This is a genomic window from Paenalcaligenes niemegkensis (genome assembly GCF_022230885.1).
Lineage (GTDB): Bacteria > Pseudomonadota > Gammaproteobacteria > Burkholderiales > Burkholderiaceae_B > Paenalcaligenes > Paenalcaligenes niemegkensis.
Genome location: NZ_JAKGCT010000001.1, coordinates 239,263 through 264,158, shown reverse-complemented (window position 1 = coordinate 264,158; position 24,896 = coordinate 239,263). Strand labels below are relative to the sequence as shown.

Here is a 24,896-nt window from a genome sequence, read left to right as displayed (position 1 = left end):
AAAGGTAGCGTAACTATGCTTTATATGCTGTGTTTGGCCTACGTTTGCGGGTTGCTTTTGCTGGGTCATCGATGCTCCTGCTGGTATCAGCAGCTTCTGCTGCGCGGTCAGGTGCCTGATAGACACCTGTTATTAAGAGCCTTGCGCAAGGCTGTAACATGCGCCAATCCTGCTCCCTGCCTGGTGACGGTGGCCAGTTCCGCCTACCAGCGTGGTTTGCTCCGCCTGGGAATTTGTCTGACCGTCATTTTGCTTAGCCTGCATCTGCACGGTTTTACCGAAGCTTATACCGGCATATCTTTAGTGCCGAATGCATCACTGTATTGGCGAAGCTGGGTGCTTTCAATATTGGTATTAATGTCTTGTATCGATTTTAAAACACGATTATTACCCGATGCCTTGTGCTTTCCACTGTTGATTTCAGCGCTGGTGATGAGCGCGTTATGGCCTGCGGCGATTTCTCTGAACTCTGGGTCAACGGTTATTGCTGTGGCTGCAATCGCTTGCGGAACTTATGTTCTGGGCCATTATTTTATGGGTGCTCAGGCGATTGGATTGGGTGATGTGAAATTGTATATCACGCTGGCGGCGTGCCTTCCTTCTACTGAAGCGGTGTTATACGCTTATCTGTATGCCTGTCTGGCATGCTGGCTCATGCAGGCCTTGTGGCAACGCCGATGGTTGCCACGTGGTGCCTGTGCTTTCGGACCCTACTTATGCGTGGGATATCTGGTCGCCAATCTCCCCATGCCTGCGTTACAGTAAGAGTTTCCATCTAACAAACGTGACAGCGCACCCACATGCTTAAAATTGGCTTAACAGGCGGTATTGGTTCAGGTAAAACCCGGGTCGCAGACTATTTCGCAAGCTGGGGGGCGACATTGGTGGATACGGATCTTATCGCCCATTCGCTGACCATGCCGCAAGGCGACGCTATTGAGGCGTTACGACACGAGTTCGGCACCGAGTTTATTACTGACGAAGGCGCAATGGATCGCGTTAAAATGCGCGAATATGTGTTTGCCGAGCCAGAGCGGCGAAACAGGCTTGAGCGTATTCTTCATCCTTTGATTCGTGATGTTACAAATCGCCAAATACTTCAGGCGCGGGGGTGTTATGTTGTGGTGGTTGTGCCTTTGCTGATCGAAAGCGGGCAATGGCATGAACGAGTTGACCGCGTCTGCGTGGTTGATTGCGATCCAGCTACCCAAATTCAACGAGTACGCGCACGTAGCGGGCTGACGGCACAGGCTATTGAGCGTATTATGAGTGTACAAGCCACGCGTGAACAACGCTTGGCAGTTGCCGACGACGTTATTCTTAACGATGCTGCTACCTCTTTGCCCACATTGGAGGCTCGGGCGCGGCAACTACACCTGCTCTGGATGAGGCTGGCGACAGGCGCATCGTAAGCCACATTGTTTATATAGCTATTCGACAAATTAAGGTTTATATCGCGTGATTCTCTACGAATACCCATGCAATGAACGCGTACGAGCCTTTCTGCGGGTCGAGCATTTATTTGATCGTTTATTTTATTTTTCAGAAGGTAGCGATCCTTTATTGCATCAGGTCGCAGTGGCGACGCTTTTTGAAATGCTCGAAATTTGTGAGCGTTCCGACATCCGCGGAATGGTTCTACAGGATATAGAACGCCAGCGAGTGGCGCTAGCCGCTTTGCGTGAGCACCCCGGAGTGGCAGGAGAGCGTCTGGATGCCATGCTGGCTGAGCTTCGCAACGTGGCTGCTAATCTGGCGTCCCAGGGCCGCATTGGACAAACGCTGCGTGATAACGAATGGCTTGCCAGCCTAAGGGGGCGCGTGGCCGTGCCTGGCGGCAGCTCGCAAGTCGATATGCCTTCGTACTTTACCTGGCAGCTTAAGCCGGAACAGGCCCGTAAAGCCGATATCCAGCAGTGGATGAAGGCGTTTATGCCTTTGCATCAGGCCTTAAGCCTTATTTTGCGCTTGCTGCGCGATGCAGGCGATGTGGTTGATCACGTTGCCTACGAAGGTAGCTATCAAGAAATGCTCAGTGGGAAGTCATTCCAGCTGCTCAGGGTTTGGGTCGATGCCAGTGCAGGAGTGTTCCCCGAAATGAGTGCTAATAAATATGTGATTTGGGTGCGATTTGCGGTGCAAGACAACGAAAACAAGCCTCTCTCAGTATCCAGGGATATTCCTTTTAAGCTTGCGCGATGCAATATTGGCTAAAGGGAACTTTTGTTTACGCTTTATGTCCGAGTGTGAGTTCGCTCCTGAGCTTAGAACACGGCGTTAATCATAAGCGTGTCTTTGGCACAAGCCAGTTCTAACGATCCAATAACAAATTTCAATGCCCTCATTTGTCTGATGGGCATCTTTATATCGCTGGAGAGCATCGCATGTCCGTATCCAAGCCTCGCGCAAGGTTGAAGTCTAAGAGAACCTTGTGGTGGTTAGTCGTTTTGCTAGTACTGGGTATTGGGTATTGGTGGTTTTCTGGCGAGAACACTACTGCTCCCGGGTCAAAGAATACAAATGTCAGTGGCCGCATGGGCGGGATGGCCGGCCTAAAAACGCCAGTACGCGCCGAAGCCGCAGTGGCTGGCAGTGTGCCGCAGCGTATTCATGCCATCGGCACAGTACAGGCCTTTAATACAGTCACGGTTCGGAGTCGTGTTGAAGGTGAGCTGGTAAGCATTGAGTTCGAAGAAGGCCAGCTGGTCAAGGCCGGAGACCTATTGGCCCAGATTGATCCACGTGCCTATCAGGTAAGGCTTGATCAGGCCTCAGGGCAGCTTAAGCAAACCGAAGCGCAACTGAAAACCGCTCAGGCAGACTTGCAGCGCTACCGTCGTTTAGGTCAGCAAAATTCGATCGCCGTACAACAGGTAGAAGCTCAGGAATCCATGGTCGAGCAGCTCAAGGGCAGCGTACAGACAAATAAGGCCGCTGTGGATGACGCCAGGCTGCAACTGGACTACACCAAGATTACCGCGCCTATTACCGGGCGTCTGGGGTTAAGAAATCTTGATGTGGGTAATCTGGTTTCGGCTTCCAACACCGAAGGTCTGGTCGTAATTACACAGACACAGCCTATTGCCGTCGGCTTTTCATTGCCGCAGCATGATTTGCAAAGTGTGTTCGAACGTATGCTGACTGAAGGTACGCTGTCAGTTAGTGTTAGTGACCGTGAAGGCCAGTCCATCGCCGCAGGCGAGCTGCTGGCGGTCGACAACCAAATTGACGTCAACACCGGAACAGTGCGGATGAAGGCCAGCTTTCCCAACTCCAATAATCGTCTCTTTCCTAATCAGTTTGTGAGCGTGAGTGTATTGCTGGGTAACCAAGAGGGTGTGGTGGTGCCTGCCCAGGCAGTACAGACTGGCTCTATCGGAACCTATGTGTATGTGGTGAACGAGCGCCAGCAGGTATCTATACGAGCGGTTGAAGCTGGCATTACTACCGGTCCGTCTACCGTGATCGTTGCGGGTCTGGCCGAGGGCGAACTGGTCGTTACCGATGGTACTGATCGCTTGCGCGAAGGCGCGCCGGTCGAAGTGTTGCCTGATCCTGTTTCCGACGCCGTGATATCTTCGTCTCGCGATGCGGAAACAATCGCGACTGCATCCGAAAAAGTGCGCCGTGAAGCCAGGCAATCCAGCGAGCAGGGTAGGCGGTCCACGACGACCTCACCTTAAGGGGTCAAGGTGAATTTTTCCCGGATTTTTATTCTTCGACCCGTGGCCACTACGCTGGCCATGGTGGCGTTATTGATTTCTGGACTGCTGGGTTACAAATGGTTGCCGGTGGCTGCATTGCCCCAGGTCGATTACCCAACGATTCAGGTAGTTACCTTGTATCCGGGCGCCAGCCCAGAGGTTATGGCGGCTTTGGTTACGTCGCCCCTTGAGCGGCAATTTGGGCAGATGTCAGGGCTGGCACAAATGAGCTCCTCCAGTTCGGGCGGAGCATCACGGATCACGCTGCAATTTGATTTGGGACTGCCCCTTGATGTGGCTGAGCAAGAGGTTCAGGCGGCGATTAGTGCTGCCTCTACGATGTTGCCCTCTGATCTGCCTTCACCACCACTCTATAACAAGGTCAATCCGGCCGATACTCCCGTTATCAGTTTGGCGATTACTTCGCCTACCTTGCCGCTTACCGAAGTTCGTGACCTGATTGACTTGCGTGTCGCGCAAAAGCTGTCACAGATTAATGGGGTGGGTTTAGTCAGCATTTCCGGGGGCAGCGCCCTGCAGTGCGTATTCAGGCCAATCCCGACATGCTGGCCTCCCATCGGTTAAGCATGGCGGATATTCGCCAGGCCGTCGTGTCGGCGAACGTAAATCAGCCTAAAGGGAATCTGGACGGCCCCTTGCGTTCTACAACTATCAGTGCCAATGAGCAATTGCGGTCTGTGGCCGATTACGAACAGCTGATTATTCGCTACAGCGATGATGCTGCTTTACGTTTAGGGCATGTCGCTACAGTGGTACACGACGCCGAGGACATCAGGCAGTCGGCATGGTTTGGCGGAGAGCCCGCTATTTTGCTTAATGTACAGCGCCAGCCCGGTGCTAACGTCATTGCCGTAGTCGATCGAATTACCGAAGAGCTTCCCGCATTGCGGCAATCGTTGCCAACGGGTGTGGATATCGTGGTGGCAACTGACCGTACGCACACGATTCGCGACTCCGTCAATCACGTTCAAAAAGAAATGCTCATCGCCATAGGGCTCGTGGTGCTCGTCACATTTGTGTTCTTGCGCACCTGGACGGCGACATTTATTCCCAGCGTGGTAGTGCCACTTTCGCTGGCAGGTACCTTCGGGATCATGTTCCTCCTGGGTTTCAGCATTAACAACCTGACCTTGATGGCGCTGACTATTGCTACCGGTTTCGTCGTGGATGACGCTATCGTCATGATCGAGAACATCGCGCGTCACATAGAGAAGGGCGAAAAGCCATTTGTTGCGGCGTTAAAGGGGGCCTCTCAAATAGGGTTCACCTTGATTTCTCTTACGCTGTCATTGATTGCGGTGTTAATACCTTTGCTCTTTATGAGTGACGTAATTGGACGCCTGTTCCGCGAGTTTGCTGTGACTCTGGCGGTGGCTATTTTGCTGTCCCTGTTCATTTCCTTAACGTTGACACCCATGATGTGCGCCCGATTATTGAGGGCGCCTGAAGAAGGGGGACGATGCGCTGCCAGCAACAGGTATAGCTGGATGGCAGCATCGCTTTACGGGCTTAATGGATCGGTGGATGCAAAAGCTGACCCAAGGTTATGACTCGGGTTTGCATTGGGTACTAAGCCGGCAAACGCTGACGTTGCTGATAGCAGTGGGAACCCTGGTGCTGACCGCACTGCTTTATGTGGTCGTGCCCAAAGGCTTTTTTCCACCGCAAGATACAGGCATCATTCAGGCGATTACAGAAGGGCCTCAACGAGCCTCGTTTGCCGCCATGAGCCGCCTGCAAGAGCAAGCTGCAGAACAGATTCTGCAAGACCCGGATGTAGAAAGCGTAAGCGCCTTTATCGGTGTGGACGGTAGCAACCCCACGTTGAACACTGGCCGCATACAGGTGGCGCTGGTGGCGCAAAGCAGCCGAAGCCGTAGCGCTCAGGAAATTATTGATGACTTGCAGTCTGCGGTGCATCCTATTCCCGGTCTATCCGTCTACTTTCAATCGGTACAAGAGTTAACCGTTGATGATCAAATCAGTCGCTATCCCTACCAGATAGCCCTGTCAGACCCGGATCCGGTCAGCCTTCTGACATGGCTGCCCAAATGGGTAGAAGCCTTGCAATCGCTGCCTGCGGTCGATGGCGTGGTGTCAGATCTGCAGCAAGACGGGCAGCAACTGGTTCTAGATATTGATCGCGACACCGCAGCCCGGTTAGGCATCAGCAAAGCAGGCATTGACGACGTGCTGTACGACGCATTTGGTCAACGCCAGATTTCTACCATTTATACCCAGTCCGCCCAGTACAGGGTAGTGCTTGAGGTGGGCCAGCGTTTTAGGGCGGACCCCGAAAGTGTAGGCCAATTGCACGTGACTACCAGCTCTGGTGACACCATAGCGCTGGAAGGCATTGCACGCATCAGAACTCAGCCGATGGCATTATCCATCGATAGGCTAGACCAGTTTCCTGCAGCGAATGTGTCGTTCAGCCTGGCGCCAGGTGCGTCCTTATCGGATGCGATTGAGCAAATCCAGGCCACGCGGGCTGATATTGGTATGCCAGAATCTATTGAGCTGCGATTTCTGGGTGCTGCCCATGCTTTCGAAGCGTCTCTGTCCAGTACTTTGTGGCTGATGCTGGCTGCTGTGCTGACGATGTACATTGTGCTAGGCATCTTGTACGAAAGCTATGTGCACCCCATCACGATTCTCTCTACGCTGCCTTCGGCGACAATCGGTGCCTTGGCCGCCTTGCTGCTCATGGGCTGGGATCTCGACATGGTGGGTGTCATCGGTATTATCTTATTGATAGGTATCGTCAAAAAGAACGCCATCATGATGATTGACTTTGCCTTGGTGGCTCAGCGTGAGCAAGGTGTTGATGCGCAGAAGGCAATTCATGATGCGGCCTTGCTGCGTTTTCGTCCCATACTGATGACCACTTTTGCAGCGATGTTCAGCGCTGTACCACTGATGCTCGCCACGGGTTCCGGAGCTGAAATGCGTCAGCCATTGGGTCTGGTCATGGTCGGGGGCTTACTGTGCAGTCAGGTGCTGACGCTGTTCACCACACCCGTGATTTACCTGTATTTTGATCGCTTGGCACGGCGCTGGAGCCGGCAGCATGCAGTAGGTACGGACGAGGCTGTGCCATGAGGTGGCTGACTGCATTTATTGTGCGGCCAGTCGCTACCACGCTGATATGCATAGCGATGGTCGGTGCGGGTGTCCTGGCTATGTTTTTCTTGCCCGTCGCCCCGTTGCCACAAATGGATTTCCCCATGATTTCCGTTAGTGCGAGCTTGCCCGGTGCTAGCCCCGAGACCATGGCGTCGAGTGTGGCAACCCCTCTCGAGCAGGCTCTAGGGGCTATTTCCGGGGTCACGGAAATGACGTCCCGCAGTTCAGAGGGCTCAACTCGCATCAGCCTGATGTTTGATTTCAGCCGTGATGTCAACAGTGCAGCCCGGGATGTACAGGCCGCCATCAATCAGGCCCGTCCCATGCTGCCGTCGGGGATGCGTAACGTGCCTTCTTACCATAAGGTGAATCCGTCTTCTTCACCTGTCATGGTGCTTGCAATGACCTCACCGACGGCTACACAGGCCCAGCTTTACGACCTTGCTACGACGATTGTGGCGCAAAAGCTTGCTCAGGTGAAAGGAGTGGGAGAGGTCACGGTTGGTGGGGGATCCTTGCCTGCCGTACGGATCAATCTCAATCCGCAGGCTCTTGCCAATGCGGGGGTGTCGCTGGATGAAGTGCGCAACGCCCTGACGCGCGAAAACTCGATCGGGCCAAACGGTTATATAGAAAACTCGCAGCATCAGTGGTATTTGAGTTCCGGCCGTCAAATGAATACGGCAGCGCAGTTCAGGCCCTTGATTGTCGCATGGCGCAATGACAGCCCCATACGTTTGCAAGATGTGGGTACGGTAGAGGATGCGTCTGAAGACAAGTTCAATGTGGGTTACCTGAATGACCAGCAGGGCATCCTGTTGCTGATACGGCGCCAGGCTGATGCCAATATTATCGAAACAGTGGATGCCATACGAGATCGTATGCAAGCCTTCGAGGCAATGATGCCGGCTGATGTACGTCTGTCTGTAGCGCAAGACCGTACGCCAAGCATACGGGCGTCGATGCATGAAGCACAAAACACATTGTTTATTGCTGTGGCACTGGTAGTGTTGGTGGTACTGGCTTTTTTGCGCGACTGGCGCGCTGCACTCATCCCTGCGGTGGCGGTACCCGCCTCGTTGCTTAGTTCCTTCACCCTGATGTATTTCTTTGGCTTTACGCTTAACACCATTTCTTTGATGGCGTTGATTGTTGCGACAGGCTTCGTCGTGGATGATGCCATCGTGGTCCTGGAAAGCGTGATGCGCCATATAGAGAAAGGCCTGTCTCCGCATCGTGCAGCCATTCGCGGGGTACGTGAGGTTGGCTTTCACCGTGACCGCCATGAGCCTGTCGCTGGTGGCGGTGTTTATACCGATGTGGCTGGTAGGCGGGCTGGTAGGGCGCTTGTTTAAAGAGTTTGCCGTGACGCTGTCAGTGGCGGTGATGTTTTCATTGCTGATTTCTATTATGCTGACGCCGATGATGGCGTCAAAACTGTTACGAAGGAGAAGCTCCAGGCCCACGCCGCCACGTGGCATATTTGCCCTTTTGGGCTGGATAGGGCACCACTCGGCAACGGCGTACAAGCGCAGCTTGAGGGTCGCGCTTAAATACAAACGGCTCACCTTGTTGTCCCTGTTCATTACCATAGGCCTGAACGGCTATTTGTATACCATCGTGCCTAAAGGGCTGTTCCCACAACAAGATACGGGCCAGCTCATGGGGTTTTTTCGTGTGGACCGGGGTACGTCATTTCATGCCATGCAGCCCAAGCTTGATAAATTTCGCCATGTCTTGCTGGCCGACCCGGCGGTGCAAAGTGTGGCGGTATTTGCCGGCGGGCGTGGCGGCAGTAATTCGTCAATGATTCTGGTTGAGCTGGCACCATTGGACGAACGCCAAGTCGGAGCAACCGAAGTGGTGAATCGACTGCGTGAGCAATTGCAGTCGGAGCCTGGAGCGCGTTTGTTTTTAACACCGCAGCAAGATATTTTCGTAGGCGGAGGCTTGGGCAGGGCCGGGTCTTATCAGTACAGTCTGCTGGGCAGTGATCTTGAACTGCTCAAGGAGTGGCTGCCCAAGGTGCGTCGGGCAATGGCTGATCTGCCTGAGCTGACCGACGTGGACGCAGACTCCGATGATCCGGGAAGCCGTGTCGAATTGCGTATAGACCGTGATAAGGCAACTCGCCTGGGTGTGGACATGGCCCTCGTGGCCTCAACCTTGAATAGCTCCTTCAGCCAGAGACAAGTCTCGGTGGTGTATGGACGTTTGAATCAATACAACGTGGTGCTGGGCGTTGAAGACCGTTTCGCCCAAGATATAGAGTCGTTGCGGCAAGTCGAGGTTATCAGTCGCGACGGTAACCGGGTTCCGTTGTCGGCCTTTACCGAGTTCGTGTCTGGAACAGCTCCTTTGAGTGTGAGTCACCAGGGGCTCTTTGTGGCCGAGAGCGTGTCTTTTTCTTTAGCTGAGGGCGTTTCCCTTGAGCAGGCGACAGCGGCTATCGAGGAGTCGCTGGCTCGAATCAGCTTGCCTACGCATCAGATACAGGCGGGCTTTGAAGGTTCTGCCAGACTGATGCAAGATGCACTAACCCAGCAGCCCTGGCTGATTCTTGCCGCATTGCTGACGATGTACATTGTGTTGGGAATGCTCTATGAAAGCTATGTGCATCCCATTACGATTTTATCGACCCTGCCGTCGGCAGGGATCGGCGCCTTGATCGCTTTGATGGCGGTAGGTGAAGAGTTTTCCATCATTGCCATGATTGGTGTGTTTTTACTGATAGGTATAGTCAAGAAGAACGCCATTATGATGGTTGATTACGCGCTTATTGCCGAGCGTAGAGACGGCCTTGCCCCTACGGACGCTATTTATCAGGCTTGTGTCGTACGCTTCAGGCCCATCATGATGACGACTATTTCGGCGATTCTGGGCGCCTTGCCTTTACTGCTCGCAACGGGGCCTGGCGTAGAGATGCGCCAGCCGCTCGGGCTTACGATTGTTGGTGGGTTGGTGGTGAGCCAGGTTCTGACGCTCTATACCACCCCTGTGGTTTACCTTTATCTGGATGGTTTTCGCCAGCGTTATCTTGCTTCACGCTCGGCGAGCCGCTTAAAGCATGAGTCTTAATTGTTTAGCGTCCTGTGCAGTGGCCTGGGGGCATGCGTTGCCTGACAACTGGCGCCGTTCGTTAACGGTAACCTTGCTGAGCGGTGTATTGGCAGGGTGCGCAGTAGGCCCTGATTATCAACGTCCTGTATTCAACGTAGGAGACCACTACCTGAATGCGGACGAAGAGCTGATCAGCAATGACGGGTGGTTTCAGGCTAATCCGGTTGACTCAATTGGGGCAGGCCAATGGTGGCTATTGTTTGACGATGCGCTGCTAGGCCGACTAATCGCTGATTTACATGCCCATAACGCCGACCTGGCTCAGGCAGAGGCCCGATATCGTCAGGCTACTGCCGCCCTGGGTGGGGCGCGAGCTGCTTTTTCCCTACTTTAGACGCTGATGCAGGGGCAACTCGCGGCGGTTCAGGCACAACGTCGCCGGCAACTACCTACAACCTCGGATTAAGTGCAGGGTGGGAGCCCGATGTGTGGGGCCGGGTTCGACGCAGCAACGAAGCTGCCGAGGCTAACGTAGAAGCCAGTCAGGCCGACTTTGCAGCAACACGCTTGAGTCTGGAATCCACCCTTGCCAAAACCTATTTTCAGGCTAAAAATGGCTATGCTTCCCAGCAGTTGCTGGACGAAACCATTCGAACTTACGAACAAGTTCTTGCTATCACCGAGAATCGCCTGGCGGTAGGGATGGCGGCGCAAAGTGATGTGGCGGCCGCGCGCGCGCAGCTTGAGAACACCCGTACCCAGCGCTTGGCTCTGAATCGCCAGCAGGCCCAGTTGCATAACGCCCTGGCTGTGTTGGTGGGTCTGCCACCGGCTGAGCTTCAGGCTTTGGCTCTGGATGGTTGGCCTACCTTGCCCAAAGTTCCATCGACATTGCCGGCCCAGCTACTAGAGCGGCGTCCCGATGTTGCCAGCGCTGAGCGCAGGGCTATGGCTGCCAACGCTCAAATCGGCGTAGCCAGGGCGGCCTGGTTTCCAAATTTGAATTTAAGTGCACAGGGCGGCTACAGGGCAGGCGAATGGGCACAGTGGTTAAGCGCACCGGCTCGTTTCTGGAGCTTAGGCCCTTCCTTGGCTTTACGCATTTTTGACGGTGGCGCGCGCACAGCACAGGTTAACGAGGCTATAGCAAGTTATGACTTGCAGGCCAACGGATATAAACAGGCTGTCCTGGTCGCCTTGCGCGAGGTTGAAGACAGCCTGGCCCAGTGGTACGGCATTGCGGCAGAGACAGTGACTCAAGACCGTGCCTTGGCTGCAGCGAGGGAGTCACTGCAGCTGATGCGTAATCAATACGAAGCAGGCCTGGTTGATTTTTTAAGTTTGGCTCAGGTTGCCACGACTACATTGAACGCTGAACGGTCGGCTATTTCTTTATTGTCCGAACAGTACATTGCTGCGGTAAGCTTAATTACCGGCCTGGGGGCGGATGGGATGCCTCGACCGGACTGGCGCCCGAGAACGCGCCCGAACGACCCGCTTCGGACCGTTTAATGCCAAGTGACGATTAACAGTAGCAGGTATTGGCACTTACTCTTGTTCCATCCACGCATATAGCCCGTCTACCCAGTTTCTTGCGGGCAGGCCGTAGTTTTTAGCGATCTCCAGGGCTTTGTCGTAGAGATCATCGAAGTCTACTTGCGGGGCGGCTTTGAAGGCGATCGCAACGATATTGCCATCGTGCGATTCGGGCAGCCACGCCACGGCGGCAAAGCAAGACTGCAAATGATGCAAGTTGGTAGCGTGTACCAGCTCGTTGCCTAGAAGGTTAACCGTCAAGACACCATTCTTGCCAAGACTGCGAGCGCATGCTTCGTAGAACCCGGCGCTTTGCAGAGCCGGAGCATGCGATTCCGCGTTGTATAAATCGACCTGCAGCACCTCAATGCTTTCTGGCTGAACATGAGCAAGATAGTGCTCTGCGCACTCTATGGTTACATTGAGCCGCTCATTGTTGGGCGGTAAATGAAATAAGACGTGGCAGGCACGTACGACCGCCGGGTTGAGCTCGACGGTCGTAACCCGGCTTTCAGGGAAGTTATCGTAGCAAAAACGAGTTAAAGAGCCAGCGCCCAAGCCTAGCTGAACTATATGTTTGGGGGCGGGGTTGAATAAGCTCCACATCATCATTTGCTGAACGTACTCGAGCTCAAGGTGTTGTGGAGCGCTGATGCGCATCGCGCCTTGCACCCAGGGAGAACCTAAATGCAGATAGCGCACGCCTTCGTGTTCGGAGATAGTCACTTGTCCGCTCATGAGCTCGGCACCAATTGACGGATACCGGCAATGCCGTGGGCAGACGCTTGCTGCGCCCGCCTCAGGGTTCGGTCTGACTGACCGCCAATAGCATAGGCCGGGCGGCCGGCTGCTTGAGCCAGCTCGGTAAATCGCTCCCAGCCCAAGGGAGGCTGTTCGGGATGTGACGGGGTAGGGAGTACATGTCCGATCACGACAAAGCTGGCATTCAAGGCAATCGCTGCATCAATATCGCTTTGATCATGAGCTGAAACAGCAACCAGGGCAGTCTTGCTGACGCCGACGATCGGGTCCGCATGCGGCGTATCGGCAAGCAAAGGTGCATGTACTTGGGAGGCCAGGTGTTTCGCATCGGCCGCACGCAAGTGCACGCCGTCAGCAAGAGGCCACCAGCTTGACGAATGCACACTGTTGATCAGACATTTCGCCTTGTGTTTATGACACAGCGCAACAGTTTGCTGCAGGGCTGCTTTCAGCGCCTGTTTTTCGTGATCGTTGCTCGCAGCCGCTTCCCAGGCCGGTTCACGAAACTGTACCAAAGCTATACCTGAGCGTAGTGCAGCATCCAGGCGGGTTAACCAGGGTGTCAGATTGGCAGAATCTCCGATTTGGCTGATTAAATAACGTGAAGGCAGCTGCAGCCAACGCAGGGGCGGCTCTGTTGCGGGTAGTACTGGGCCCACCGAAATAGGAGCATGGGGGTTTATCCAGGCGAGCTTCTGACCTTCACGGCCACTTTCTTCACCTTGCCATCGCGTAACTTTGCAAAATGAAAGGCGCACAAAGTTTTTTGGATACTCGTGCAGGTAGTCGACCCACGGAGCTGCCTGAGTGATAGTAATGCCCAGCTCTTCATTCAGCTCACGAGTCAGCGCCTCTAGCACGGTTTCTCCGGCTTCTATTTTCCCGCCAGGCAGCTCCCACCATCCTGCCCAGGGTTTATCGTCGGGCCGATTGCCCAGCAGCAACTGGCCGTCGGGCCGCAGAATCATGCCGACGGCCACGTGAATGGTGGGTTTTTCAGTCATATCTGGCCGCCCAGTCTCTAGCAAATTGGCGTGCTACCCGGCCAGAGCGGGAGCCGCGGTGCAGAGCCCATTGTAAGGCTTCGGTGCGTGAGTTTTTTATGTGCTCGTCATCGCAGCCCGCCTGACGCAGCCAGTGGTAGACGATATCCAGATACTTGTCCTGGCTGAAGGGGTAGAACGACAGCCATAAGCCAAAGCGCTCTGATAGGGACACTTTTTCTTCAACTGCCTCGCCAGGATGAATTTCGCCATCGCTATGGGGCCTTGCCGCCAGGTTCTCGCTATGATATTCAGGCATCAGATGGCGGCGATTAGAAGTAGCGTAGATCAGCACATTGTCGCCAGGTGAAGCCACCGAGCCATCAAGCACTGACTTAAGCGCTTTGTATCCGGGCTCCCCGTCTTCGAATGACAAGTCATCGCAGAAAACAATAAAGCGCTCAGGTCTGCCGCTAATGAGTTCAATGATGTCGCCTAGATCGCCCATGTCGTCTTTGTCGACTTCAATTAGGCGCAGCCCCCGGTCGCTTAGACTGGCAAGCATGGCTTTGACCAGTGAGCTTTTTCCGGTGCCGCGTGCTCCTGTCATGAGCACATTGTTTGCAGGCTTGCCGGCTAAAAACTGTAGCGTATTGCGCTCGATGGTTTCTTTTTGTTGCTCGATGTGTTTAAGATCATCAGGGTGGATAGTTGCAATGTGTTTTACAGCATCAAGCCAGCCTTGAGAGCCACGGCGTCGCCATCTAAAGGCTTGTGCATCCCAGTCAGTCTTGGGTGGTGCAGGCGGAAGCCAAGCTTCAAGCTGAATTAAGACGCGTTCGGCGCGTTCAATTAAGGTGCTGAGGTCGGGCGAGGTCAACGGCTTTCTCCACTAATTACTCTAAAAAGTCTATTATCGCTAATTTGACGTGACTGCTGATGATATATGTACACAACGCTTGCCTGTACAGTTCGGCTAATAGCGTACAAAAACGTATAATTACCTTCTTGTGCTGGGTGCGCTAGTTACCCATAACCTTTTAGTCCGGAAATTGTTTTGAATCTCCCAGATCTGATGAACCCCATAGCCGATGATATGCGCGAGCTTGATGCCGTTATAAGGGGACGCCTTAACTCTGAAGTTGTCTTAATTCGCACTATTGGAGAATACATTGTGGGGGCTGGCGGTAAGCGTATGCGCCCCGCTATGGTGTTGGCTGTGGCTAAAGCCTTAGGTTATGAAGGTACCAATCACCATGTTATGGCTGCGGTAGTCGAATTCATTCACACATCAACGTTACTGCATGACGATGTGGTTGACGAGTCCGACCTGCGCCGTGGCCGCAGCACGGCCAATGCCGTCTTTGGAAATGCAGCCAGCATATTGGTGGGCGACTATTTGTACTCACGTTCCTTCGAGATGATGGTGGAATGCAATTCTATGCGCGCAATGACAGTGCTGTCAGGCGCGACTACCATCATCGCCGAGGGCGAAGTCTTGCAATTGCTGAATGTGCACGACCCTGACGTGTCTCGCGAGCGTTATCTGCAGGTGGTTCGCTATAAAACCGCTAAGCTTTTCGAAGCTGCGGCTCAGGTAGGGGCTATTTTGGCCGAGGCGTCTACCGAGCTGGAGCAGGCCGCAGCAGCATACGGCCGTCATCTGGGTACGGCTTTTCAGCTGATTGACGATGTACTGGATTACAGTGGCGACGCTGAAGCGCTGGGCAAAAATGTGGGCGACGATCTGCGCGAAGGTAAGCCAACACTGCCGTTGATACGGGTAATGGAAGTGGGCACACCCGCCGAGCAGCAACTGATCAAAACAGCTATTGAAACCGGTGACGCCGATTTTACGGCGGTAGCTCAGGCTATTTACAACACCGATGCGCTAACTTATACGCGTGATGCGGCTGATGCCGAGATTCAGATTGCCTTAGAGGCTGTCAGCGTATTTCCTGAGTCGCCATTTAAACAGACATTAATCGAGTTCTGTCAGTTCTCTCTTAAGCGCGATCGTTAAGTTAATCATCGTAGGTTGATCGGACGTCCCAAGTTGCGGACGTCCGGCCAACTCTTCTTTGCTGCAGGCTTGTGAGGCCAGGTCGAGGGGTGGCAAGGCATAGCTATTATGCATTCAGTGTTTATTCGATTCTTCGCTTACGAGGTATGCAATGCAGCAGGTTTTTGGGGTGATTGGTAAGTCGGGCAGCGGTAAGACCACGTTAATCGAAGCAATGTTGCCATGGTTTGCGCAACGGAAATTACAAACAGCTGTGATAAAGCACAGTCATCATCAGCTTAGCTTTGAGCCTCCACACAAAGATAGCGCTCGCTTCAGAGCGGCGGGTGCGCGAGAGGTCATTGTGGCGTCGCCCTATCAATACGCTGTATTTCACTCATTGCACGAGCAGCCTGAGCCCTCTTTATTTGAACTGGTGGGCAGGCTGTCGCCCGTTGATCTTGTTTTGGTCGAAGGCTACCGCCAGGCAGATGTTCCACGCATCGAGGTGCATCGCCCCTCCAGAGGAATAGACCCCGTCTATAAAGAAAACCAAGGCGTGATTGCCATTGTTACCGACGATGAGGTTATTGATTGCCCTTTGCCCCAGCTGGATCTGAATTCACCCGATTCCGTTGCTGAATTTATTGCGGTTCACTTACAGTTAAAGCTGTAAATAGCAGTGATTCCATAGGGTTAAGACAGCAGTTAAGAAGCAGGAGGTGTAAGGTTGCCGATTTTGTCCAAAAGTCGATCAGAAGCAAATAAAGGTATTTGCGCTAATACCGTTTCTTGATTCGACTTATGAGAAACCGCATTGCTTGACAGTTGACGACCACTGACGCCGTCATGTTTTTTTAGAGTAGATTATTGTCGAGCTATCCTGTTGATAGCTCTTTCAAAAAAGGATTAGTCGTGACCATTATCGAACTCGATATTGCTCAAACAGTTGGGGTAGCAGCCGTTTTTTTAGTGCTCGGTGAATTTATTAAAAAACGGGTTGACATCTTATCGCGCTATTTTATTCCCGGTCCTATTATCGGCGGCCTGCTATTTTCAATTATTGCGTTAATCGGCCACCAGACCGGTGGGTTCGGTTTTGTGATGTCCGACGATATCCGCAACTTTTTATTGCTGGTGTTTTTCACCACTATCGGTTTTTCTGCCAGTTTCGAGCTGCTGAAGAAGGGCGGGGTGGCGGTAGGCATATTCTTGACCGCAGCCGTTACTCTGGTCATTTTGCAGAACCTGATGGGGGTCAGCCTGGCTACCCTGCTGGGTGCCAATCCATTGATCGGTTTGGCAGCCGGTTCCATATCAATGACGGGGGACACGGCACCTCGGCTGCCTTTGGTCCGTTACTTGAGCAACGGGGCGCTGTAGGCGCCTTGCCAGCTGCTATTGCTGCTTCTACCTGGGGGTTGGTGGTAGGTTGCCTGATCGGGGGCCTGTGGGCCGGCGTTTGATGCAGCGCTACAAAATAGGCAGACCTGCCCCTACCGTAGCCAGTCCAGTTGAAAGTCCTGCCCAATACACGACTGACGAGCCACATCAGCCACTGTCTGCCGACTCGGCACAGCAGGCCATACAAGAAGATGGTAGCTTTGACATGACGATGTATGCTGTTGTGCTGCTGGCTGTCGCAATTGGTTTCGGCACCGTTATTATTGATGTGCTGGCCGATTATGGCATAACTTTTCCGGCGTATCTCGGAGCAATGATAGTTGCCGCGGTAATTAGAAACACGATCGACTGGCGCGGTTTTCGTTTGCCTGAGAAAGAGTTTTCTGTCATGGGGAATGTATCGCTGGCTTTCTTTTTGGTCATGGCATTGATGGCCATGAAACTTTGGGAATTAGCCGAGGTGGCCGGCCCCTTGCTTGTTATTCTTATTGCCCAAACCGTTCTGATGTTCCTGTTTGCCAGTTATGTCACGTTTAAAGTGATGGGTTCTGATTACGATGCCGTGGTAATTGCAACAGGGCACTGTGGTTTTGGTATGGGTGCTACGCCTAACGCCATGGCGAATATGCAGTCTTTCACTGCCCAGAATGGTTATTCCACCAAAGCTTTTTTGTCATACCCCTGGTAGGCTCATTGTTTATCGATTTCTTTAATGCTGTGGTAATTACCGCATTTCTTAACTTCCTGGGATAAGTGCAGAAATATCACCGTTAAGATAGAAATAAGAAAGGGCATAAAGCGATTAGTTTGCTTTATGCCCTTTTCGCTAATTCGCTGAACGTTAAAAACCTACGCTTTGTAAAGAGCTTTAAGCGCTAGCGGGTGAAACTGCTGCGGTTGGGGATGTTAGCGTCCATTCGTAATCAACGGTTAACGGGGCATGATCGCTAAAACGTTCGTCTTTATAAACATGGGCCGACCTTGCTGTAGCCGCGATTCCTGGCGTGGCAATTTGATAGTCAATGCGCCACCCCACATTGTTCGCCCAAGCTTGCCCGCGGTTGCTCCACCATGTGTAGCATTCGGCAGTGGTATCCGGGTGCAAGCTGCGATAGACATCCACCCATCCCATCTCATTTAATACTTTGGTCATCCAGGCACGTTCTTCGGGCAGAAAGCCTGAGTTTTTCAAATTGCCTTTCCAGTTTTTTAAATCGATTTCCTGGTGCGCGATATTCCAGTCACCGCAGATGATAAACTCACGCCCGGTGTCGCGATGCTCTTGCATTAACGCGTCCATCCATTGCTCATAATGCGCAAGAAAGCGATATTTGGCGTCTTGGCGCGGATCGCCACTGGAGCCAGAAGGCAAGTAGGCACTGACGATGCTTAGCTGGTCGTAGTCAGCGCGAATAATACGGCCTTCAGGATCAAATTCGCTGCAGCCCATACCTGGGTTTACAGTGTGCGCATCGTTTGATAAATAAAAACCGACGCCGCTATAGCCTTTGCGCTCTGCCAGGTTGAAGTGCCCGGTGTAGCCTTCCGGATGGCGCATGGCATCGGTCAGGTCGCTGTCTTGAATACGAACTTCTTGCATCGCCACTATGTGTGGACCATAGCTGCTAAGCCAGGGCTGGAGGCCTTTGCGAAAGGCCGCACGAATTCCATTAACATTTAAGCTGGTTACTTTTAACAAGGTGATTTCTCCGTCATTACGCAGAGCACTTTACTCTATTCACCTTATTGTTGCAGCGCCAGCCCTGAGGAAGCAACTACGTAATGACCTTCGCCCTTGCGCAAGAAAGCCTGGCCACTGTATTTTGAGGCCAGGACTTCTATAGTTTGAGTGTACATACAAAACAAATACTAATTACTTTTTTCAGCAGAGCCACGGCGCAGGGCATCTATACTCCAGGGGCCTCCGCCGGCTGCGCTGATGTATAAAAAACTGAAGCAAAATAAAATAGCTGCATCGCCCCCGTTAAGCACCGGCAGCAAAAAGGTGGCTGCGCTGGCATGGCCAATAAAATAGGCGAATGCGCACAGACCCGAAGCAATAAAAGCAGCGGGGCGGGTGAATAGACCTAAAATCAGCAAGGCTCCAAACACAAGTTCGATAAGGCCGGCAATGCCGGATAGTGAGCCAATCTGAACGTTGGCAAACATTTCGACAACAGGTGTTTTTAGAATTTTAGCGGTGCCGTGTAAAAAAAGCAGATAGCCACTAACAATTCTAAGCACACTTAATAAGCGGGGCGACCAAATTGCGCAAGCTGTGGGATTCATAATTGTTCCTTAACAGTAAAATAGCAGCGATAAAGACGGGCAACGGTCGTGATAATTACGCCTTACTCAGATTTTTCCAGGCAACGCGTACTGGTATCGTAGCGCCTGATAATAAAGCCCCCAAGGCCATCATAACGATAAAAGAACAATTAGTTGTTTTCAGGTGAGTCTTCGCATTTGCTTTCCATGGACAGAAGATGCTTGGGCATGGGGCTCTTTACTATGAAATAATAAAGCTTTTCTTTCTTCTGGTGTTTAAGGTAATCATGGGGCATACATCTTCTCAGCGTAGCGAATTTGTTCGGTTCGCTTTAGATCAAGGCGTGTTGCGCTTTGGAGAGTTCAAGGTAAAGTCCGGACGCTTAAGCCCGTATTTTTTTAATGCGGGATTGTTCAACAGTGGGGCGTCTGTGGGTAAGCTGGCTCAATTCTATGCACAGGCTCTCGTTGATTCCGGTCTTGACTTCGACATGTTGTTTGGGCCTGCCTATAAAGGTATCCCGTTATCGACGGCCACCGCTTGCGCATTGGTCAATCATCCGGGACTTCACGGACGCGATGTTCCATTCGCCTTCAATCGTAAAGAAGCCAAAGCACATGGAGAGGGCGGAACGCTCGTGGGTGCGCCACTGGAAGGCAAGGTGGTGATTATTGACGACGTAATTACTGCTGGTACATCTGTAGGCGAGTCAGTTGAGATCATCCGTGCGGCTGGCGCCGAACCAGCTGCGGTTCTTATTGCCCTGGATCGCATGGAGCGGGCTGGCGCGGATGATGCCCTGTCGGGGCATTCGGCTGTGCAGGAAGTCGAGCAGCGTTATGGCATACCTGTGGTCAGCATCGCTACGCTTGGCGATATTATGGCTTTTTTGGAAGATAATGCGACGTTTGCGGAGCATCAGCGTACTGTCTCGGCATATCGCGCTCGCTATGGTGTGTAAATCACGCCCTGTGGATAAGTTTCCAGAAACTTATCCACAGAGGTGTTTTTATCATTTGCAGCGGCTCAAGCTAATCCCGAAAGAACTAACGTTCGGCGCCAGCACGACGCTTTTGCAACTCAATGGCTCCAAGCACGGCAATGCCGCGAAGAGGCTCAGGGGGTAGCCATGTGGGTTTATCAAGGGTCAGGACATCTTCGAGCTCGGGCGATGTCTGTCCCATCACCAGCTCGGCAAGCAACTTGCCATAGATTGACCCTTTCAGCACTCCAGCCCCATTGCAGCCCACAGAGGTGTATAAATTGGGTTTTAGCTCACCAAAATAACTTGCACCGTTACGCGTCAGGGCGGTGGCACCTCCCCAGACGTATTCCAGCTCATGTTTAGCTACAGAAGGGTAGCGGCGACGATAGCAATCGAGCAGCATGGCTTTGACAGAGGCGTCAGCTTGCGGATGTTCGTACGAATACGCGCTGCGCACCATAAAGCGGCCTTCTTTGGTTTTTCTTAAGGTGGAGCCTAAGCGATTGGCCGGAATCAGACCCCATTGCTCATCATGGCCGAACCATTGCTGTTCTGTCTCTGTTAACTGCGCTGTGAAGCCAGCGTATGTATAAATGGTAATAAGCCGGTCTTTCAGATAGCCTAATTTCTTGGCAAAACCGTTATTGGTCAGCAAGAGCTTAGAGGTACGGATGTGTGCATTGTTGACATGGAGGCTAAAGTGTCCGCCTTGCTCTTCCACTTCCTGCACGGGTGAGTTCTCGGCCAGCACGACATTTTCGGGCAGTGTGTCAGCCAGCCCTCGCACCAGGGCAGCTGGCTGCACAAAGACATTATTTTGCGTCTGCAGGGCATAGTGGTAGTAACGAGTACCAATGTTGTGTACCAGTTCTTCCTGGGTCAGGGCGCGGCAGCTTATGCCCCAGTCTTGATACTGAGCCAGCATGCTCTGCAGGCTTTCTTTGCCTTTTTCGGTGGCTGCCCCATGGTACTTGCCTACTGCAGCCCAGCCGCAGTCAATACCGTTTCTTATCACGATATCGTGCAGCCATGAAAGCCCCGAATTGTATACCCGGATTTGTTTAAGGGCGGTTTCGCGCGGACTATGGTGGCCGCCAATTTTGGTGTTGTGCGGCAGACTAATTAAAAACCCTGAATTGCGGGCTGATGAACCCTCACCCAGGGTGGTGGCCTCAAGCAGCAAAACCTGTTTCTCAGGATTCAGCTCGGCAATACGTCGGGCCGCAGCTAAACCAGTAAAGCCAGCTCCGATTACGATGAAGTCATACTCGGCTGCAAGCTTTACGGCTTTGGCGGGCTGACGCGTTGGCAGGAGTGCGTTCCAGCCCGACTTGTTGGTGTAATGGGGGTAGGTGTCAGCGATTGACACGATGATGCTCCTTGAGGATGCTGAAAGATTAGCTTTTACTTTCCAGGCTCTTCATCACTTCTTCCTGGACTACGTCCCAGATATCGGCTTTGAGTTTGGTGTAATGGCTTGATAGCTGCACGCTGGCGTTGCGCGGGTGCGGAAGGTCGTTGCGTATATCGGTGACGATTCGCCCCGGCTTGGCACCCAGAATAATGATCCGGGTGGCTAGCAGCAGCGCTTCGTCAATAGAGTGCGTGATAAACACAATGGTTTTACCGCTTTTCTCGTAAATTTCCACCAGTTGTTCTTGTAAAACCTGACGCGTCATGGCGTCCAGGGCAGCAAAAGGCTCGTCCAGCAGAATGACATCGGTATCGTTAGCCAAGACTCGTGCAATGGCTACGCGCTGACGCATGCCCCCGGACAATGCCTTGGGGTAGGCATCGGCAAATGATGTGAGCCCCACCATGTCGACATATTTCTTTGCCTGCTCGTGGCGTTCCTTTTTGTTCATGCCCCGAAGCTTTAAACCAAAGGCCACGTTGTCGATGACACTCAGCCATGGAAATAATGCGTATTGTTGAAAGACCATGCCGCTTTGGGGGTCTACATCGGTGACAGGCTTTCCATTGACGGCGACCTCACCTTCAGTGGCTTGCTCAAAGCCTGCAATGAGGTTGAGCAAAGTGGATTTTCCACAACCCGAGGCGCCTAACAACACAACGAATTCGCCTTTGTCGATTTCGAGATCGATGTCATGCAGAACTGTTAAGTCACCGAATTTTTTGCTTAGCCCTTTAATTGAAATCATGCTTAGTCTCCACTTAACGTTGCCACGCCAATACTTTGTTTTCGATACGACGCAAGATGACGTCAATGATGAGCACGGTGACACTGATCATTACCATTCCGAGCACCACGGTGTCGGTCTGGAAAAACTCTTTGCCGTTCATGATCATGAAGCCCAGGCCTTCCTTTGCGGCAATCAGTTCGGCGGAAATGACGCAGGTCCAGGCCAGGCCCAGAATAATTTTGAAGCCGCTGATGATTTGTGCCAGGCTGGCCGGTAAAATAACTTCACGCATAACTTGAATTCGGGATGCGCCCATGTTGCGGGCGGCCAGAATCAAGACCTTGTCAACGTTGCGCGTGGCTTCGATTACATAGAGCAGGGCAGGCGCGATGGTACCCATGAACACAATGCTATATTTTTGTGTTTCCGTGATGCCGAACCACAGCAAGGACAAGGGGATCCAGCTCATGGAGGGGAGTGGTCGCAGCAGCGAAATAAGCGGATCAAAGATGGCGCAGGCGCGTCTAGATGTGCCCAGAACCAGACCAAGCGGAATTGAGACCGCGACAGCCATGAAGAAACCGATCATCACGCGGCGTGTTGAAGCCAGCACGTTGGCGATAAGCGTGCCGTTATTCAAGGTGGTATAGGCGCGGGCAAGCACTTCCGATGGCGCAGGCAAGAAGATAGGGTCAACAAGTCCGGTGCGGCAGGCTGTTTCCCATATAGCGACAAAAACAATTACGGATAGCGTGCTGATCAACAGAAGAGATCGCTGCTTTGGTGTATTACTAGACATAGTATGGCTCAAGAGATTGGCAATGCAGACGGTCATGCTGGCATGAGCCGTCTGTAGAGCACAATTAAATACGTGTCCCCGAGGGCGAGGCCTAGACGAAGTCGGCTTTGACCCAACGAGCGACCTCAGGCGATTTATCGATCTGCCCGAATTCCACAAGCATATCGGCCAGCTTTTGTAAGCCTTCGATAAATTTCGAATCTTTTTCCAGCATGGATTTCTGGGTAGCCAGGTCGTACCAGTCGGCGTCTTTGATGGTCTGTAGCTGCTCGTCGGCACTTAGCTGAGTTAGCTCGGTCAGTATGTCGACAGCCTTTTCAGGCTCGGAACCCAGCAGGGCGCATGTTTCAAAGTAGGCGACAGCGAATGCTTTGACAAGGTCTGGGTTTTTGTCGGCAAAAGACTTGCTAACAACCAGCACGTCGGGACCGGGCGTCACGCCAAACTCTTTGTACAGACTGAACTCGGTGTCATCAGCCAAAAGCTTAATGCCCGGCATATTTGAGATCTGGTTGAAGTAAGGTGTCCAGGTAGCGCATGCATCAATTTGCTTGGACTGCAGGGCGGCTGGCAGCTCCGGGGCAGGCACATTAACGACATTGACGTCGGTATCGACTTTCAGGTTGTTTTGCGCCAGCAGATCCAGCACTAGCATATGGCTGCTTGAGGCAAAGGTAGTGCCTATGGTTTTACCGCGCAGGTCGTTGACGGAGTTGACATCTTCCTGGGTAAATAAACCTTCAACCCGCCCGAAGTTTTCAGGCACGCCAATCAGATAGAATCGCTCAACGTTGCGAGCCATTAAGGCGATGGCGGAAACCACACCTGTTCCGGCGATATCAATATTGCCTGCCATGAGCGCACTCATACGCCCGGATGAGGTGCCAAAAGACTCCCATCCCAATTTGATCTTGTTGGTTTCGAAAGTGCCATTTTGCATGCCAACATAAGCAGGGTAGTGGCCCAGCCACTGAGAACCACCGTAATTGACGGTTTGATTTTGCTGGGCAAGGGCCAGACGGCTGCTTAAGGGAAGGGCTGCCAGGAGGCCGGCCCCTATGGTCATGCTTTTGACAAAGTTTCGTCGATTGAGTGTAGACATCTTGTCTCCTTGTTTTAATGGTGAACGTTTACAGTTTTATTCAAGCCAGGGTATTTTTTTCTTCAATACCGGAAGTACATGTTCATCAAGTGCTTTTTGACAGCTTTTGTAAATATCTGCTCTGACGTCTTCGTTTTCCCCGCTGCGTGAGATCAGATAGATGGTGCGTGAAAAGCCCGGGCCAGGCAGAGGGAGAACCGAAAGTTTCTCCCAGTAGCCAATTCCTTGCAGGACACACAATGGCGAAGCGATGGCCCATCCAAGACGGGATGCAACCATAGCCAGTACAACATCAGCAGTATCTATTTCAAGGTAGTGGGGGATAGCGACATTGCGACGCCGCAAATGACGCTCCACCACCGCCCCGTAATGAGACCGCTCGCTAAAGCGAATGAACGGTGCAAGCTGCGCACAGTCCGGCAAATCCTTGTCTTTGAACTTCGACTCCATACCTTTGGGAACGACTAATAAAAATGGTTCTCGGTAGAGCGGAGTTCGTACCAAACCGTCTGCCTCTTCACAGGGATCAGAAGAAATAATCAGATCCAGCTGGCGGTTTAATAAACCATTGGCATGTACAGTCGCCAGCCCCGACCATGCAAGAATGCGACTTGCATTTTGCAGAGTCGTATTTAAAACATGGGGCCCTACCGTAGCCGAGAATGAATCAATCATTCCGAGACGAACTTCACCCCGGCTTAGCTGAGCGGCTTCACGAGTTTGGGCAATGAGCTTATCCATTTCCAAGACCAGATGCCGTGCGCCACGATTTAATGAAATACCCGCTGCGGTCAGCTTTAAGGGCCGTTTACTGCGGTCAAGCATAGGTACGCCGATTATCGTTTCAATCTGAGCAATGACCTGCGACACCGCTGATTGTGTTAATCCGAGCTCGTTGGCCGCTTGGGTCAGGCTTCCGGTTGCAGCCACGGTGACAAAAATTCGTAAGGCCCGGATATCTAGAGCCTTGTTCGCTTTCATATGTCTCTCCAACTATTA

19 protein-coding genes and 3 pseudogenes are annotated in these 24,896 nt (G+C 52.6%); 12 read left to right on the top strand and 10 right to left on the bottom strand.

Features of this window, described 5'->3' with window-relative positions; translation table 11 throughout:
* Positions 1-15 precede the first annotated feature (15 nt).
* From L1889_RS01305 to L1889_RS01270, 8 genes and pseudogenes are all read left to right on the top strand, one after another.
* Positions 16-765, top strand: a complete 750-nt coding sequence (locus L1889_RS01305; RefSeq protein WP_238663532.1) for a prepilin peptidase — start codon at positions 16-18, stop codon at positions 763-765.
* Between the two features lie 35 nt (positions 766-800).
* Positions 801-1,412 carry a dephospho-CoA kinase gene (gene coaE / locus L1889_RS01300; protein ID WP_238663531.1) on the top strand — a complete coding sequence of 204 codons (612 nt, stop codon included), beginning with the start codon at positions 801-803 and terminating at the stop codon, positions 1,410-1,412.
* A 46-nt stretch (positions 1,413-1,458) separates the two neighbouring features.
* The gene (gene zapD, locus L1889_RS01295; protein WP_238663530.1) at positions 1,459-2,214 is read left to right on the top strand and encodes a cell division protein ZapD; all 756 of its coding nucleotides are present in this window, start codon (positions 1,459-1,461) and stop codon (positions 2,212-2,214) included.
* A 170-nt stretch (positions 2,215-2,384) separates the two neighbouring features.
* Positions 2,385-3,683, top strand: a complete 1,299-nt coding sequence (locus tag L1889_RS01290) for an MdtA/MuxA family multidrug efflux RND transporter periplasmic adaptor subunit (RefSeq protein WP_238663529.1) — start codon at positions 2,385-2,387, stop codon at positions 3,681-3,683.
* 9 nt (positions 3,684-3,692) lie between these two features.
* Positions 3,693-6,827 (top strand): annotated as a pseudogene (locus tag L1889_RS01285) (multidrug efflux RND transporter permease subunit).
* Positions 6,824-9,929, top strand: a pseudogene (locus L1889_RS01280) (efflux RND transporter permease subunit). Before L1889_RS01285 ends, L1889_RS01280 begins: the two co-directional pseudogenes overlap by 4 nt.
* Positions 9,919-10,305 (top strand): hypothetical protein, encoded by a 387-nt coding sequence (locus tag L1889_RS01275; protein WP_238663528.1) that lies wholly within the window; start codon positions 9,919-9,921, stop codon positions 10,303-10,305. Before L1889_RS01280 ends, L1889_RS01275 begins: the two are co-directional and overlap by 11 nt.
* Positions 10,248-11,423 carry an efflux transporter outer membrane subunit gene (locus tag L1889_RS01270; protein ID WP_238663625.1) on the top strand — a complete coding sequence of 392 codons (1,176 nt, stop codon included), beginning with the start codon at positions 10,248-10,250 and terminating at the stop codon, positions 11,421-11,423. The genes L1889_RS01275 and L1889_RS01270 overlap by 58 nt, the downstream gene beginning before the upstream one ends.
* A gap of 36 nt (positions 11,424-11,459) precedes the next feature.
* Here L1889_RS01270 and L1889_RS01265 read toward each other — a convergent pair whose 3' ends face one another.
* The 3 genes from L1889_RS01265 to L1889_RS01255 are packed head-to-tail and all read right to left on the bottom strand — an operon-like array spanning position 11,460 to position 14,072.
* Entirely contained in the window at positions 11,460-12,185 is a 726-nt protein-coding gene (locus tag L1889_RS01265) for a class I SAM-dependent methyltransferase (protein ID WP_238663527.1), read from the bottom strand.
* The gene (locus L1889_RS01260) at positions 12,182-13,213 is read right to left on the bottom strand and encodes a Nudix family hydrolase (RefSeq protein WP_257793796.1); all 1,032 of its coding nucleotides are present in this window, start codon (positions 13,211-13,213) and stop codon (positions 12,182-12,184) included. The genes L1889_RS01265 and L1889_RS01260 overlap by 4 nt, the downstream gene beginning before the upstream one ends.
* On the bottom strand, positions 13,206-14,072 hold the full coding sequence (locus L1889_RS01255) for an ATP-binding protein (RefSeq protein ID WP_238663526.1): 867 nt from the start codon (positions 14,070-14,072) through the stop codon (positions 13,206-13,208). Before L1889_RS01255 ends, L1889_RS01260 begins: the two co-directional genes overlap by 8 nt.
* Positions 14,073-14,249: 177 nt before the next feature.
* Here L1889_RS01255 and L1889_RS01250 point away from each other — a divergent pair, with 177 nt between their 5' ends.
* The 3 genes and pseudogenes from L1889_RS01250 (at position 14,250) to gltS (ending at position 17,286) form a co-directional block, all read left to right on the top strand.
* Entirely contained in the window at positions 14,250-15,215 is a 966-nt protein-coding gene (locus L1889_RS01250; RefSeq protein WP_238663525.1) for a polyprenyl synthetase family protein, read from the top strand.
* 151 nt (positions 15,216-15,366) lie between these two features.
* Positions 15,367-15,870, top strand: coding sequence for a molybdopterin-guanine dinucleotide biosynthesis protein B (gene mobB / locus L1889_RS01245; protein WP_238663524.1), 504 nt, complete (start codon positions 15,367-15,369; stop codon positions 15,868-15,870).
* 239 nt (positions 15,871-16,109) lie between these two features.
* Positions 16,110-17,286 (top strand): annotated as a pseudogene (gltS, locus tag L1889_RS19000) (sodium/glutamate symporter).
* Positions 17,287-17,466: 180 nt separating this feature from the next.
* Here the strand turns inward: gltS and L1889_RS01235 are convergent.
* Positions 17,467-18,297: an exodeoxyribonuclease III gene (locus L1889_RS01235; protein WP_238663523.1), complete on the bottom strand. Its 831-nt coding sequence runs from the start codon at positions 18,295-18,297 to the stop codon at positions 17,467-17,469.
* Between the two features lie 170 nt (positions 18,298-18,467).
* Positions 18,468-18,887 carry a DoxX family protein gene (locus tag L1889_RS01230; RefSeq protein WP_238663522.1) on the bottom strand — a complete coding sequence of 140 codons (420 nt, stop codon included), beginning with the start codon at positions 18,885-18,887 and terminating at the stop codon, positions 18,468-18,470.
* Between the two features lie 266 nt (positions 18,888-19,153).
* Here L1889_RS01230 and pyrE point away from each other — a divergent pair, with 266 nt between their 5' ends.
* Positions 19,154-19,828, top strand: a complete 675-nt coding sequence (gene pyrE / locus L1889_RS01225; RefSeq protein WP_238663521.1) for an orotate phosphoribosyltransferase — start codon at positions 19,154-19,156, stop codon at positions 19,826-19,828.
* Positions 19,829-19,913: 85 nt separating this feature from the next.
* On the opposite strand, the gene L1889_RS01220 is transcribed toward pyrE, so the two are convergent.
* From L1889_RS01220 to L1889_RS01200, 5 genes are all read right to left on the bottom strand, one after another.
* Positions 19,914-21,221 carry an NAD(P)/FAD-dependent oxidoreductase gene (locus L1889_RS01220; RefSeq protein WP_238663520.1) on the bottom strand — a complete coding sequence of 436 codons (1,308 nt, stop codon included), beginning with the start codon at positions 21,219-21,221 and terminating at the stop codon, positions 19,914-19,916.
* Positions 21,222-21,249: 28 nt separating this feature from the next.
* Entirely contained in the window at positions 21,250-22,014 is a 765-nt protein-coding gene (locus L1889_RS01215; RefSeq protein WP_238663519.1) for an ABC transporter ATP-binding protein, read from the bottom strand.
* Positions 22,015-22,027: 13 nt separating this feature from the next.
* Complete coding sequence (locus L1889_RS01210; protein WP_238663518.1) at positions 22,028-22,795, bottom strand: ABC transporter permease; 768 nt, start codon at positions 22,793-22,795, stop codon at positions 22,028-22,030.
* A 91-nt stretch (positions 22,796-22,886) separates the two neighbouring features.
* Positions 22,887-23,897 carry an ABC transporter substrate-binding protein gene (locus L1889_RS01205; RefSeq protein ID WP_238663517.1) on the bottom strand — a complete coding sequence of 337 codons (1,011 nt, stop codon included), beginning with the start codon at positions 23,895-23,897 and terminating at the stop codon, positions 22,887-22,889.
* Between the two features lie 36 nt (positions 23,898-23,933).
* Entirely contained in the window at positions 23,934-24,878 is a 945-nt protein-coding gene (locus L1889_RS01200) for a LysR family transcriptional regulator (protein WP_238663516.1), read from the bottom strand.
* Between the last annotated feature and the right edge of the window lie 18 nt (positions 24,879-24,896).

Bases quoted from the DNA above. Each gene is read 5' to 3' on its own strand.
- L1889_RS01305 (WP_238663532.1), top strand. From the start codon at position 16: ATGCTTTATATGCTGTGTTTGGCCTACGTTTGCGGGTTGCTTTTGCTG.
- coaE (WP_238663531.1), top strand. From the start codon at position 801: ATGCTTAAAATTGGCTTAACAGGCGGTATTGGTTCAGGTAAAACCCGG.
- L1889_RS01290 (WP_238663529.1), top strand. From the start codon at position 2,385: ATGTCCGTATCCAAGCCTCGCGCAAGGTTGAAGTCTAAGAGAACCTTG.
- L1889_RS01275 (WP_238663528.1), top strand. From the start codon at position 9,919: ATGAGTCTTAATTGTTTAGCGTCCTGTGCAGTGGCCTGGGGGCATGCG.
- L1889_RS01265 (WP_238663527.1), bottom strand. From the start codon at position 12,185: ATGAGCGGACAAGTGACTATCTCCGAACACGAAGGCGTGCGCTATCTG.
- L1889_RS01260 (WP_257793796.1), bottom strand. From the start codon at position 13,213: ATGACTGAAAAACCCACCATTCACGTGGCCGTCGGCATGATTCTGCGG.
- mobB (WP_238663524.1), top strand. From the start codon at position 15,367: ATGCAGCAGGTTTTTGGGGTGATTGGTAAGTCGGGCAGCGGTAAGACC.
- L1889_RS01230 (WP_238663522.1), bottom strand. From the start codon at position 18,887: ATGAATCCCACAGCTTGCGCAATTTGGTCGCCCCGCTTATTAAGTGTG.
- pyrE (WP_238663521.1), top strand. From the start codon at position 19,154: ATGGGGCATACATCTTCTCAGCGTAGCGAATTTGTTCGGTTCGCTTTA.
- L1889_RS01215 (WP_238663519.1), bottom strand. From the start codon at position 22,014: ATGATTTCAATTAAAGGGCTAAGCAAAAAATTCGGTGACTTAACAGTT.
- L1889_RS01210 (WP_238663518.1), bottom strand. From the start codon at position 22,795: ATGTCTAGTAATACACCAAAGCAGCGATCTCTTCTGTTGATCAGCACG.
- L1889_RS01205 (WP_238663517.1), bottom strand. From the start codon at position 23,897: ATGTCTACACTCAATCGACGAAACTTTGTCAAAAGCATGACCATAGGG.
- L1889_RS01200 (WP_238663516.1), bottom strand. From the start codon at position 24,878: ATGAAAGCGAACAAGGCTCTAGATATCCGGGCCTTACGAATTTTTGTC.